This is a genomic window from Acidovorax sp. ST3 (genome assembly GCF_003231145.1).
Taxonomy (GTDB): Bacteria; Pseudomonadota; Gammaproteobacteria; order Burkholderiales; family Burkholderiaceae_C; genus Acidovorax.
Genome location: NZ_QKVP01000003.1, coordinates 181,067 through 193,758 on the forward strand (window position 1 = coordinate 181,067; position 12,692 = coordinate 193,758).

Consider the following 12,692-nt stretch of genomic DNA (forward strand, 5'->3'; position numbering starts at 1 on the left):
ATTCATGGAGTCGCCAGGAACCAAGGCCGGGCTCAGTGCGAGCGGCGCACGACCATGTCCGCCAGGGCTGCCAGGGCACGGGTGTCGGGCAGGCCACTGCGCCCCAGCGCTGCATGGGCCTCGGCCAGCAGCTCCTGCGCGTAAGCCTGCGCACGTTCCAGACCGAGCAACGAGACGTAAGTGGGTTTGTCTGCGGCCGCGTCCTTGCCAGCCGTTTTCCCCAGGGTGGCAGAGTCCGCCACCACATCCAGGATGTCGTCCACCACCTGGAACGCCAGCCCCATGGCAGCGCCGTAGTCAGACAGTGCCTGGTAGGCAGCGGGCGCCGCATGGCCGCACAGGGCGCCCATGAGCACGCTGCCCTGGAGCAAGGCGCCCGTCTTGAGGCGGTGCATCTGGCGCAGTTGCGCCTCGGTCAGCGCCACGCCCACACTGGCCAGGTCAATCGCCTGGCCGCCCGCCATGCCGGCCGAGCCCGCAGCCCGCGCGAGCAGCCGGCACAGGGCCGCCTGCGTGGCGGCGGGGATCAACGTGTTGTCGGGGGTCAGCAGTTCAAACGCGAAGGCCTGCAGTGCGTCGCCCGCCAGCAGGGCCTGGGCTTCGCCAAACTGCACATGCACAGTGGGCTTGCCACGGCGCAGCACATCGTTGTCCATGCAGGGCATGTCGTCGTGGACCAGCGAATAGGCGTGGATCAGCTCCACCGCGCACGCGGCCCGCAGGGCGGCTTCGTCCAGGGCTGCCTGCACCGCCCCGCCCTCAGGTGCGGTGGAATCCGAAGAACCGCTGCGTGCCCCCTCGTACGCGGCCAACACCAGCAGGGGCCGCAGGCGCTTGCCGCCATCCAGCACGGCGTAACGCATGGCGTCGCCCAGCCCTGCCGGGGCGCCTTCGCCCACCCACAAGGACAGAGCCTGCTCCACACGGGCGAGGTGATTCTGGCTCCAGAGATTCGTGTCCAGGGGCGGGTTCAACGCCGTCGAGGAGGTCATCGGCAATGCGCTCATTCCTGGTTCCATGGTTGCAACTGGCCGTCGTCCAGCACCTTGATCTGGTCCTGCACGGCGTCGAGCCGGTGGCGGCAAAACGCCAGCAAGGTGGCGCCGCGCTGGTAGCCCGCCAGCATCTGGTCCAGCGGCAGCTGGCCCGATTCGATGCGGGCCACGAGTTGCTCCAGCTCCTCCAGGGCCGCCTCGTAGCTGGCAGGTTCGGCGGGAGGAGCAGGGGTTGCAGGGGCCTTGGGCATGGAGGGGGCGGCAGTGCGCGGGTGAAAAACCGGTGATTTTAGGCGCAGCGCTGTGACGCCCGTGTCAGACAGCGGCCGATCCGTGGGAGGCCTCTATTTTTGATGGAACCGGTGTTTTCTATTCACGTAGCGGGGGTGCGGGAATAACCCCACCGCCTATAATCCCATTCCCGTCGAGCCGGCTACCCACCCTAGCCGGTTTTCTTTTTCCAGATGCGCCTTCACCGGCGCACCTCCCGCACTCTCTCTGTGGGGAGTCTTTAGGTCAGGTCACCCATGTCTGATTTAAGTCTTCAACTGCAGCAGGCCGCAAGCCAACTACCAGTTTCGAGCTACTTTGACGATGCGCTGTTCCAGCGCGAGCTGGAGACCATCTTCCAGCGCGGGCCCCGCTACGTGGGGCATCAATTGGCTGTGCCCCACGCGGGCGACTACTACGCACTGCCCCAGGAGGGCGAGGGCCGCGCCCTGGTGCGCAACGCCCAGGGCGGCATCGAGCTGATCTCCAATGTGTGCCGCCATCGGCAAGCGGTCATGCTCAAGGGCAAGGGATCGCTGAACACCCAGCAAAAGGGCAGCGCGGGCGGCAACATCGTGTGCCCTTTGCACCGCTGGACGTACAACCCCAAAGGCGAATTGCTGGGTGCGCCGCACTTCGCGCACGACCCATGCTTGAACCTCAACAACTACAAGCTGCGCGAATGGAACGGTCTTCTGTTTGCAGACAACGGCTATGACGTGGCCGCCGACCTGGCCCAGATGGGACCACGCGCCGACTTGGACTTTGACGGCTACGTGCTCGACCACGTGGAGCTGCACGAGTGCAACTACAACTGGAAGACCTTCATCGAGGTCTATCTGGAGGATTACCACGTCGGCCCGTTCCATCCGGGCTTGGGGCAATTCGTCACCTGCGACGACCTGCGCTGGGAGTTTGGCAAGAACTATTCGGTGCAGACCGTGGGCGTTGCCAACCGCCTGGGCAAGGCGGGCAGCCCGGTGTACGAGCGCTGGCACAAGGCGCTGCTGGACTACCGCGAAGGCAAGCCGCCGAAGTACGGCGCCATCTGGCTCACGCTGTACCCACACATCATGATCGAGTGGTACCCGCATGTGCTCACGGTGTCCACGCTGCACCCCATCAGCCCGACCAAGACGCTGAACATGGTGGAGTTCTACTACCCCGAGGAAATCGCCGCTTTTGAGCGCGAATTCGTCGAGGCGCAGAAAGCTGCCTATATGGAGACCTGCATCGAGGACGACGAAATCGGCGAGCGCATGGACGCCGGCCGCAAGGCTTTGCTGGCCCGTGGCGACAACGAGGTGGGCCCTTACCAGAGCCCCATGGAAGATGGCATGCAGCACTTCCACGAGTGGTACCGCGAGGCCATGGGGAGCGGCACCATCGACCCGGCTGCGGCAAAACGCTGAATACAGAGGCAAAACCCCGCCAATCTGCAGGCCCGCCGGGGCTTGCTCTCATTACAATAGCTACCAGTGCTTAAAAAATAAGCGCTGGCAGCTATTTTCATTTGTGCGCTCCACGGCGCCCCTCAAGAGATCACAACCCGATGCAAGCCCTTTGGATGGTGTTGGCCGCGTTCCTGTTTGCCAGCATGGGCGTGTGCGTCAAGATCGCCTCGGACTTCTTCAACTCGGCGGAGCTGGTGTGTTACCGGGGGCTGATCGGCATGTTCATCCTGTGGCTGCTGTCACGCTCACAAAACGTGACGCTCGCCACACGGTACCCCGGCATGCACGCCTGGCGTAGCCTCGTGGGGGTGGCGTCGCTGGGTGCGTGGTTCTACGCCATTGCGCACCTGCCGCTGGCCACCGCCATGACGTTGAACTACATGAGCAGCGTGTGGATCGCTGCCTTCCTGGTCGGCGGCACGCTGCTGGCCTGGCGGCCCTCTGCCGCCACGCCCCGGCCCGCCCTGCAAGGCCCGCTGGTGCTGACGGTGCTCACCGGGTTCGTCGGCGTGGTGCTGATGCTGCGCCCCAGCCTGGACCAGAACCAGGCCTTTGCCGGGATGATCGGCCTGATGTCCGGCCTGTCGGCCGCATTTGCTTACATGCAGGTGGTGGCGCTGTCGCGCCTGGGCGAGCCCGAATCGCGCACCGTCTTCTACTTTGCGGTGGGCTCTGCAGTCGCGGGCGGCGTGGCCATGTTGTTCACCGGCATGTCGGACTGGCCGGGCTGGCAAGCGCTGTGGCTGCTGCCCATCGGCGTGCTGGCTGCGGGCGGGCAGCTGTGCATGACGCGCGCCTATGCCAGCGCCAAGACCCAGCGCGGCACGCTGGTGGTGGCCAACCTGCAGTATTCAGGCATCGTGTTTGCGGGCATCTACAGCGTGGCTCTTTTTGGCGACAAGATTCCGCCCATCGGCTGGATCGGCATGGTCCTCATCGTGGGCAGCGGCATTGTGGCCACCATCTTGCGGGCCCGGGCCGCACCCGGCGCACCGGCCGAAGAACACTGACCGATACAAAAACTCATGCGCGCTGGCGAGGACACAGCCTATCGGGATGGCCACAATGGAGGCCTCCCTGTCCTACCGGTTGCTTTGCACCTGACCTGCCGATGACCACCTACACCACGCTCATCTCCGCCCCCGATTTGCAAGCCCTCATCGCCAGCGGTGCGCCGCTGATGGTGTTTGACTGCAGCTTCGAACTCATGCAACCGACCGCCGGCGCACAGCAATATGCGCAGGCCCATATCCCCGGCGCCGTGTATGCCAACCTGGACAACGACCTGAGCGCCAAGCACGGCGCACCCGGCGCCACCGGCACTGTGACGGCGCAGGAGGCCGACCAGCCTGCATCCGGCGGCCGCCACCCGCTGCCCAGCCGCGAACGGTTTGCCATGTGGCTGTCCAGCGTGGGTTTTGCCAACAACATGCAGGCCGTGGTCTACGACCGCCAGGGCGCCAACTATTGCGGCCGCCTGTGGTGGATGCTCAAGTGGGCGGGCCATGACGCCGTGGCCGTGCTCGACGGCGGGCTGCAGGCCTGGCAGGCCGCAGGGGGCGCAGTCAACAGCGGCGAAGAGCCCTCGCACTTCCAGTCCCACTTTGCACTGAACGAGCCCTTGCGCCAGCTGGCCACGGCCAGCGATGTCCTGGCCCGCCTGCAGAGCCCCGCAGACCAGACTGTGATCGACGCCCGCGCCGGTGCCCGCTACCGGGGCGAGGTGGAGCCGCTGGACCCGGTGGCCGGCCACATTCCGGGAGCACTCAACCGACCGTTTGCCGAAAACATCGGAGCCGATGGCCGCTTCAAACCCGCAGCCACACTGCGCGCAGAGTTCGACGCCTTGTTGGCAGGCCGCAATCCTGCAACCGTGGTGCACCAGTGCGGCAGCGGCGTGAGCGCGGTGCCCAATCTGCTGGCCATGGAGATTGCCGGCCTGGGGCACACCGCACTGTTCGCGGGCAGCTGGAGCGAATGGTGTTCAGACCCCACGCGCCCGGTCGAAAAGGGTTGAAACGCCCCAGTTGCGGCGTCTAACGGGCGCCGCGGGTTGCAAAAGCGCAAAAAAGATGGTTTTGCAGGCGCTATCAAAACCATGAGCAGAATTCGGGAGCGGTGCCTGCCAATGCAGCAGATGCACCCCTCTTGAAAGCCAGCCAACGCCTGATCTGCGTGTAGGGCAAATTCCTACACAGCCCACCGCGAAACCAGACACGCGGCACAGCCAAACCCCGACTTAATTTCTGATTGGGGCGGTTTCACAATCCATTTCAACGGATCACGCAAAACCTGCAGTCAGCAGGCAACGCAAGACCCGGTACTGGAAAAAAGGAAGCCGCCATGACCAACGAACAAATCCTCGCTGAAATCCGCGAAGCCAACCTCACCTACCTGATGCTGGCCCAAACCCTGATCCGTCAGGACAAGGCCGAAGCAGTTTTCCGTCTGGGCATGAACGAAGAGTCTGCCGATATTCTCGCTTCGCTGTCGGCAGCGCAAGTGATGAAACTGGCCTCCCGCAACACGCTACTTTGCAGCTTCCGTGTGGACGACAACCTGGTGTGGAGCTTGCTGACCAACCACTCGGCCAAGAAGGTGGGCAATGACGCCACCAACACCCTGCACGCCAACATCCTGATGGCCAGCCGCGTGTCGGAAGTGCTCTGAAGCAGTTGCCCGCAGCGTAGTTGCCCCGTTCTCACCGAAAGCCCGCCATGTCCTCCACCACCAACGCCGCCAAAGCCCCTGCCAAGAGTGTTCTGAACGAATCCAAGCAGATCGAACGCGCCGCCATGCTGATCCAGATGGGCGCCCGCATGCAGGTGCTGGAGTCCGAGACCACGCTGTCGTATGAACGCCTGATCCGCCTGTACAAGGAGATCGCTGGCAAGTCGCCCTCCAAAGGCCAGCTGCCCTTCTCCACCGACTGGTTCCTGACCTGGCAGGAGAACATCCACAGCTCGCTGTTCCTGAACATCTACGAATACCTGTCCAAGGGCGTGGACCTGGACTCGGTGGAACTGCTGACCAAAGCTTATCGTCTGTACAACGAACAAGTCGCCACGGCCGAGATCGAGCCCCTGCTGTCCTTCACACGCGCATGGCGTCTGGTGAAATTTGTGGACGCCGGCATGCTGACCCGCACCAAGTGCAGCCAGTGCAGCGGCCAGTTCGTGACCGAGCTGTACGAGAACCGCCACTTCACCTGCGGCCTGTGCAACCCACCCGCCCGTGCAGGCAAGAGCAAGACCGCCGGCGCACTGATGCTGCATTGACACCTTGGCGTGATTTTTGAGCCAAAAGTGCCCGATGCGCTAGTACCTATTGCCGCGATAGCTATTGATTAGATAGCAAACAAGGCCCTGCTCGGGGCCTTTGTGCTTTCTGCTGTCTGCGGATGGAATGTGGTGCAAGGCAGAGCACCAAACCGTTACCCATCCATCAACGCCCGGCCAGCAAGGTCCGCACGTTCTCGTCCGCAGGCACCGCGTAGTTGTGTGCAGCAATCACCTGGTTGCCCACCGGGTTCACCAGCTTGAGGCTGATGTACACCACCGAGGCCGACACTGCGTACGTGCCCACCACCACGGCCTGTGCGTTCTGCGCCTGGCTGACCTCCCGCACCTCGCGCGACAGCAGCAACTCGCCCTGCTCGCGGTGCAGCACCAGGTTGTCACGCAGCTTCACCTCCGTCACGCGCAGGCCGCGCTGCACCATGCGCCCCGCAATCTGCTCCGAAAAGATGCGCCCCAGCCGCGACGACTCGTTGAGCCGGTCCACATTCACCAATGTGGCCACCAGCACCGGCTGGCTCGCGTCCAGCGGCGCGCTGAGCAGCAAGGCATCTGTCGCCCGTTCGTTGACCTCAATCAGGTCCGTGCGCGCCATGCCGCCTGCACTGTTGCCGTAGTAATAGCTGTGGACCGGGTTGGTCGAGCAGCCCTGCAGCGCCAGGGCCGACACGGCGACCATGCCCAGGCACCACATGGACTTGAGCTTGCCGGGTTGGAAACGGCGCATCATGGTGCAACCACCCGCCAGGTTTTTACGGGGGTGGGTGGGGGAGGCGGTGGTGGTGGAGGCGGTGGCAACTGCGTCTTGTACAGCGGCGAATCATCGGGTTCGACGTAGTACACATCTGCCGTGCTCGCGAGGTAGCGGTCGCCACTTTCGAGGGATGTCGTGATGAGCACCTCTGTGCGCGTCGGCCCGCCTGCGGCAGATCCGTCGATGGCGTATTGCGTGAGGTCCGTCACCGCGCCAAGGGCTGCAACACCCGCCAGCATGGAGCCAGCGCCCTGGCGGAACAGATACCAGTCTCGCGCCACGCCCACGCCCAGCGCCAGACGTGTCCACGGCATGGGTCCCCAGGTTTGCACGCGGGCGTTGTGCTGGACCACCTGGGTTTCGAATGTGAGCGTGACTGCCGTCGGTTGCGTGGACAGCACTACGCCGCGATCCAGCAGACGCGTGATCAGCAGCTTGCGAAAGCCGTTGTTGAAACTGGTGTCGCCAGGGCTCGGAGCCAGATAGATGGGGTACTCGCCGGCTGGCCAGGCACTGATCTTGCCCGCGATGCGGCCCGCCACGTCGTCGGCCAACACATCCCAGTGGTGCACGGCGCGCGCTTTCTTCTGGTCGGTGGCCGGATAGTTGTCGGCACGCGGAACATCCAGCGACGAGCATCCGCCCAGCAACACCGCCAGTGCTGCCGTCGCGAACACGCGCCCACGAAGGGAGTGTTGAGGATTCATGCGCACACGCCCCTTGTCATGTTGTGATGCCGTCCAATTGCATCGCATCATCCTAATGGCCTTGGCAAAGCACCATCGCGGGAACAAAGCCCGTTTTCCGTCGCACTTTGCCAACGCCGCTGGCGATGGGATGGCCACCTACAAAGCCGGCGTCTGGCCTGCCGCACAATCCGCGCATGACCGCGCCCTCTGCCGCTCCTTCCGCACCCACCAGCCCAACAACAGCCGGCGTTGACGATGGCAGCTCCGACCCAGCGGTGACCAGCCAGGTCGCAGCAGATGCCAGCCACACGCCAGCCGGCGACGCACACGCAGCCGCCCCCACAGTCCCTGCGCCTCCGGTCTCGGCGCCAGCGCCCCACGCAGCGCCCCTCATGCTCCACATGCCCGTGGACGTGCGCAACCTCTCCCTCGCCCTGCTGGCACTGTTCGCCAGCGTGGCGCTGCTGCACTGGGCCAGTGCGGTGTTCATCCCGATCATGCTGAGCCTGCTGCTGACCATTGCACTGCGGCCCGCCGTGGAGATGATGGCCCGGTGGCATGTGCCGCGGGCGCTGGGGGCGGGGGTGTTGCTGGTGGCCATCGTTGCCGGGCTGGCCAGCACGGCCTGGTCGCTCAGCGACGGGGCGGCGCAACTGGTGGACTCGGTGCCCGTCGCCGCCAAAAAGGTGCGTGACAACCTCAAGGCGCGCGCGGGTGGCAGCAGCCCGCTGGACACCGTGCAGAAGGCGGCCACCCAGATTGAGCAGGCCGCCAACGAAAACAGCACCGCCACCACGGCGCCCCGCCGGGGCGTGCAGCGGGTGATCGTGGAGCGCCCGCCTTTCAACATCCGCGACTACCTGTGGAGCGGCACCATGGGCCTGATGTCGGCCCTGGGGCAGCTGACGGTAGTGGTGTTTCTGACCTACTTTGCCCTCGCCTCGGGCAACCTGTTTCGCGACAAGCTGCTACGCATTGCGGGTACCAGCCTGGAGCGGCGCAAGGTCACCATCCATGTGCTGCAGGACATCACACAGCAGATACAGCGTTATCTGCTGCTACAGGTGTTCACCAGCGTGCTGGTCGGGCTGGCCACCGGCGCGGCCTATTGGGCACTGGGGCTGGAAAACGCGGCCGTGTGGGGCGTGGTGGCCGCGGTGCTCAACCTTGCGCCGTACATCGGCTCGGCGCTGGTCACAGGGGCCTCGGCCCTGGTGGCGTTCTTGCAGTTCGGCACGCTCGACATGGCCATGGCCATTGGCGGTGCCTCGCTGGTCATCCACACGCTGATCGGCAACCTGCTCACGCCGTGGCTGACCAGCCGCACCAGCAGCATGAGCCCCGTGGCCGTGTTCATCAGCGTGCTGGCCTGGGGCTGGCTGTGGGGCCTGTGGGGCCTGCTGCTGGGCATCCCGGTGATGATGGCCGTGAAGGCCGTGTGCGACCGGGTGGAAGACCTAAAGGCCGTGGGCGAGTTGCTGGGCGACTGAGCGACTTGGCCACCGAGCGACGCAGCGTCTGCCACTGACGCCGTCACTGCGGCTCGGGCCGTCCGTATCTCTGCACCTGTTCCACACGTGGACTCTGGCTTCGCACCAGAGATGCAGCTCCCCGAATTACCGAACACCTGGGCGCAACTGCGCCACCCAACTGTCGTTGAAGATTGTTTCCAATACTGGAACAGTTAGTTCGCGACTGGGTGGTTTTTCCCTGAACACCATCGGCGTACAGTTCATCCCATCGATGAGCCGAACCCGCAAGGCGACTCACCGAACCCGGTTCAGAAATGGTTTTTGATCCGGCTTTTTTGAGACGCTTTTTAACTTTCAAGGATTTTCATCATGAACAAGACCGCTCGTTTCCTCTCCGTCGCCGCTGTTGCCGCTTTCACCGCCTTTGGCGCCCATGCTGACGAAGCCGATGGCTCGCAATTTGCCCTGAAGTTCGACACGAACCGCACCCGCGCTGAAGTGGCTGCTGAAGCCGCTACCGTGGCCCAAACCCGCAGCATCGAGCCTGCTGGCTCGCGTGTGGTGACCTATAAATCCACCGCTGACCGCGCTGCCGTGCGTGCCCAGGCTGCCGAAGCAGTGCGCACCGGCCAGATCCCTTCGGGCGAATTCAGCGCCATGTAATTGGGCAGACCAACTGCTTGAGTTGGATTGAAGCAGTTGCGGGACTTCCCATGGTGGTGGCACTTCGCGCGGTGCGGGTGCTGCTGCCATGGGAGGTGTTTTCAACACACGCTCCCACACTGGCCAAACAAACGGGGCTCCCATTCGGAGCCCTTTTTGTTATGGGTGCGCGCCGCGTAGGCAGCGGTCAGGGTGCGAAGGATCGAACAGCTTTGTGAGCCGCTCAGCCCGTATTGCGCAGCCCCGCCGCAATCCCGTTGATGGAGATGTGAATCCCGGTCTGCACCCGCTCGTCGCCCTGCCCTGCACGCCAGCGGCGCACCAGCTCGACCTGCAAGTGGTGCAGCGGGTCGATGTAGGGAAAGCGGTGCTTGATGGACCGCGCCAGCGCCGTGTTGTGCGTCAGGCGCTGCTTGTCGCCCGTGATGCGGGTGAGCGCATCGGCCGTGCGGTGCCACTCGGCCTCGATGCTGGTGAACACCTTTTTGCGCAACCGGGCGTCGGTGACAAGTTCGCTGTAGCGCGAGGCCAGGGCCAGGTCGCTCTTGGCCAGCACCATGTCCATGTTGGACAGCAGGGTGCGGAAGAACGGCCACTGGCGGTACATCTTCTGAAGCAGCGCCAGCTGGGCCTTGGGGTCCTTGCCTTCGGTGTTGATGAAAGCCTCTACCGCCGAGCCAAAGCCAAACCAGCCGGGCAGCGTGAGGCGGCACTGGCCCCAGCTGAAGCCCCAGGGGATGGCGCGCAGGTCTTCGATCTTCTGGCTGGCCTTGCGCGATGCAGGGCGCGAGCCGATGTTGAGTTCGGCGATCTCGCGGATGGGCGTGGAGTTGAAGAAGTAGTCGGTGAAGCCGGGCGTTTCGTACACCAGCGCGCGGTAGCTGCCCATGCTGGCCAGCGAGAGCTGCGCGGCGGCGTCCAGGAAGGCCTTGGTCGCAGGCTTGGTGGGCTGCAGCAGGGTGGCTTCGAGCGTGGCGGCGACCAATGTTTCGAGGTTGCGCCGGCCGATTTCGGGGTTGGCGTATTTCGACGCAATGACCTCGCCCTGCTCCGTCAGGCGGATCTGCCCGCGCACGGTACCGGGGGGCTGGGCCAGGATGGCCTGGTAGCTGGGACCACCGCCCCGGCCCACGGTGCCGCCCCGGCCATGGAACATGCGCAGCTGGATACCGTGGCTGGTGGCGAGTTCGTCGAAGAGTTCGACGAGGGCGATCTCGGCGCGGTACAGCTCCCAGTTGCTGGTGAAGATGCCGCCGTCCTTGTTGCTGTCGCTGTAGCCCAGCATGATGTCCTGCTCACCACCGCTGCGCTGCACCAGGGCTGCCACGCCGGGCAGCGCATAGAACTCGCGCATGATGGGCGCGGCATTGCGCAGATCTTCGATGGTTTCGAACAGCGGCACCACGATGAGGTGGTTCTTGGACTCGGTGTCCAAGGTCCCGCTCATCAGCCCCACTTCCTTTTGCAGCAGCAGCACCTCCAGCAGGTCGCTCACCGTCTCGGTGTGGCTGATGATGTAGTGGCGAATCGCCTCATGCCCAAAGCGCTCGCGCATCACGCGGGCGGTTTCAAAGATGGCCAGCTCTCCCTGGGCGTGCGCGGAATACTCGGCGCCTACCACGCGCAGCGGGCGCGCGTCGTTCAGCAGCTTGATCAACAGGGCGCGCTTGGCGGCTTCTTGCAGGCTGGCGTAGTTGGGTTCGATGCGCGCCTTGGCCAGCAGCTCGGCCACCACTTCTTCGTGTTTGTCGGAGCTTTGGCGCAAATCCACCGTGGCCAGATGAAAGCCAAACACCTGCACGGCGCGGATCAGCGGGTGCAGGCGCTCTGCGGCCAGCGCTTCGCCGTGGTGGGACTTCAGTGACGCTTCGATCACGCGCAGGTCGGCCAGGAACTCTTCGGCGCTGGCGTAGGCGTTTTGTGGCGCCACGGCATGGCGCGCGGCTTCGCCACCGGTCAGGTCTTTCAGCGATGCGGCCAGACGCGCATAGATCCCAGTGAGTGCACGGCGGTAGGGCTCGTCCACGCGGTGCTCGTTGGTGTCGGGCGAGCGCTGGGCCAGGGCCTCCATCTCGGCCGACACCTGCACCAGGCGGGCCGACAGCGACAGCTCGCCGCCCAGGTAGTGCACCTCGGTCAGGTAGTGGCGCAGGGCCACTTCGGCCTGGCGGCTCAGGGCGTATTGCAGGGTTTGCGCCGTCACATTGGGGTTGCCATCACGGTCACCACCAATCCACTGGCCCATGCGCAAGAAGCTGTGCACCGGATACTGGCCCAGCTCGTTTTCCAGGTCCGCATAGATCTTGGGGATCTCGCGCAGGAAGGTGGCTTCGTAATACGAGAGCGCGTTCTCGATCTCGTCGGCCACGGTGAGCTTGCTGTAGCGCAGCAAGCGCGTTTGCCACAGCTGGGCCACGCGGGCACGCAGCAGGGCTTCGTTGGCGGCCAGCTCGCGCGGGGTGAGCGCATCCTTGGCACTGTTGTAGAGCTGGGCGCGCACCTGGATGTCGTCGCGCGTGGCGAGCAACTGGGCGATGTCGCGCTCGGCGTCCAGAATGCTCTTGCGCTGCACTTCGGTAGGGTGGGCGGTCAGCACGGGCGCCACGTAGCTACCGGCCAGCGTTTGCGAAATGGTCTTGGGCGCGATGCCAGCCCAGCGCAGGCGCGAGAGGGCGACCTCGATGCTGCCCTCCTGCGTGTCGCCCGCACGCTCGTGCACGGCGCGGCGGCGGATATGGTGGCGGTCTTCGGCCAGGTTGGCCAGGTGGCTGAAGTAGGTGAAGGCGCGGATCACGCTCACCGTCTGGTCGCCCGACAGGGACTTGAGCAGCTTCTTGAGCGCTCGGTCGGCCTCCTGGTCGGCGTCGCGGCGGAAGGCCACCGAGAGCTTGCGCACCTGCTCGACCAGCTCGTAGGCCTCCACCCCCTCCTGTTCACGGATCACGTCGCCCAGAATGCGGCCCAGCAGGCGGATGTCGTCAATCAGGGGCTGGTCCTTGTCGGATCGTTTCATGCGGGAGTCTCCGGGATGGGTGGGATGGCCTGGCGCGTGGAGCCCGCATGGCCGCAGGCCGCACCAGCCCCAGTGCGGGCGCATGC

12 protein-coding genes are annotated in these 12,692 nt (G+C 64.7%); 7 read left to right on the forward strand and 5 right to left on the reverse strand.

The window, feature by feature from the left end; translation table 11 throughout:
- Nucleotides 1-32: 32 nt before the first annotated feature.
- Entirely contained in the window at nt 33-1,007 is a 975-nt protein-coding gene (locus tag DNK89_RS10100; protein ID WP_110959996.1) for a polyprenyl synthetase family protein, read from the reverse strand.
- On the reverse strand, nt 1,004-1,246 hold the full coding sequence (xseB, locus tag DNK89_RS10105) for an exodeoxyribonuclease VII small subunit (protein ID WP_015015266.1): 243 nt from the start codon (nt 1,244-1,246) through the stop codon (nt 1,004-1,006). The genes DNK89_RS10100 and xseB overlap by 4 nt, the downstream gene beginning before the upstream one ends.
- Before the next feature lie 276 nt (nt 1,247-1,522).
- Here xseB and DNK89_RS10110 point away from each other — a divergent pair, with 276 nt between their 5' ends.
- The 5 genes from DNK89_RS10110 to flhC all read left to right on the forward strand — a co-directional run bounded on the left by DNK89_RS10110 (nt 1,523) and on the right by flhC (nt 5,997).
- On the forward strand, nt 1,523-2,677 hold the full coding sequence (locus tag DNK89_RS10110; protein WP_110959997.1) for an aromatic ring-hydroxylating dioxygenase subunit alpha: 1,155 nt from the start codon (nt 1,523-1,525) through the stop codon (nt 2,675-2,677).
- Nucleotides 2,678-2,817: 140 nt separating this feature from the next.
- The gene (locus DNK89_RS10115) at nt 2,818-3,729 is read left to right on the forward strand and encodes a DMT family transporter (RefSeq protein WP_015015268.1); all 912 of its coding nucleotides are present in this window, start codon (nt 2,818-2,820) and stop codon (nt 3,727-3,729) included.
- A gap of 101 nt (nt 3,730-3,830) precedes the next feature.
- The gene (locus DNK89_RS10120) at nt 3,831-4,736 is read left to right on the forward strand and encodes a sulfurtransferase (protein ID WP_015015269.1); all 906 of its coding nucleotides are present in this window, start codon (nt 3,831-3,833) and stop codon (nt 4,734-4,736) included.
- A gap of 326 nt (nt 4,737-5,062) precedes the next feature.
- Entirely contained in the window at nt 5,063-5,389 is a 327-nt protein-coding gene (gene flhD / locus DNK89_RS10125) for a flagellar transcriptional regulator FlhD (RefSeq protein WP_015015270.1), read from the forward strand.
- Between the two features lie 47 nt (nt 5,390-5,436).
- Nucleotides 5,437-5,997, forward strand: a complete 561-nt coding sequence (flhC, locus tag DNK89_RS10130) for a flagellar transcriptional regulator FlhC (protein WP_110959998.1) — start codon at nt 5,437-5,439, stop codon at nt 5,995-5,997.
- Between the two features lie 166 nt (nt 5,998-6,163).
- Here flhC and DNK89_RS10135 read toward each other — a convergent pair whose 3' ends face one another.
- Both DNK89_RS10135 and DNK89_RS10140 read right to left on the reverse strand, forming a co-directional pair.
- Nucleotides 6,164-6,745, reverse strand: a complete 582-nt coding sequence (locus DNK89_RS10135; RefSeq protein ID WP_153064277.1) for a FlgO family outer membrane protein — start codon at nt 6,743-6,745, stop codon at nt 6,164-6,166.
- Nucleotides 6,742-7,476 carry a hypothetical protein gene (locus tag DNK89_RS10140; RefSeq protein ID WP_043565609.1) on the reverse strand — a complete coding sequence of 245 codons (735 nt, stop codon included), beginning with the start codon at nt 7,474-7,476 and terminating at the stop codon, nt 6,742-6,744. The genes DNK89_RS10135 and DNK89_RS10140 overlap by 4 nt, the downstream gene beginning before the upstream one ends.
- A gap of 374 nt (nt 7,477-7,850) precedes the next feature.
- Here DNK89_RS10140 and DNK89_RS10150 point away from each other — a divergent pair, with 374 nt between their 5' ends.
- Nucleotides 7,851-8,948 carry an AI-2E family transporter gene (locus DNK89_RS10150; protein ID WP_110960001.1) on the forward strand — a complete coding sequence of 366 codons (1,098 nt, stop codon included), beginning with the start codon at nt 7,851-7,853 and terminating at the stop codon, nt 8,946-8,948.
- A 351-nt stretch (nt 8,949-9,299) separates the two neighbouring features.
- Nucleotides 9,300-9,593, forward strand: a complete 294-nt coding sequence (locus tag DNK89_RS10155) for a DUF4148 domain-containing protein (RefSeq protein ID WP_110960002.1) — start codon at nt 9,300-9,302, stop codon at nt 9,591-9,593.
- 223 nt (nt 9,594-9,816) lie between these two features.
- Here the strand turns inward: DNK89_RS10155 and ppc are convergent, their stop codons facing one another.
- Nucleotides 9,817-12,606, reverse strand: a complete 2,790-nt coding sequence (gene ppc, locus DNK89_RS10160) for a phosphoenolpyruvate carboxylase (protein ID WP_015015327.1) — start codon at nt 12,604-12,606, stop codon at nt 9,817-9,819.
- Nucleotides 12,607-12,692: the final 86 nt, after the last annotated feature.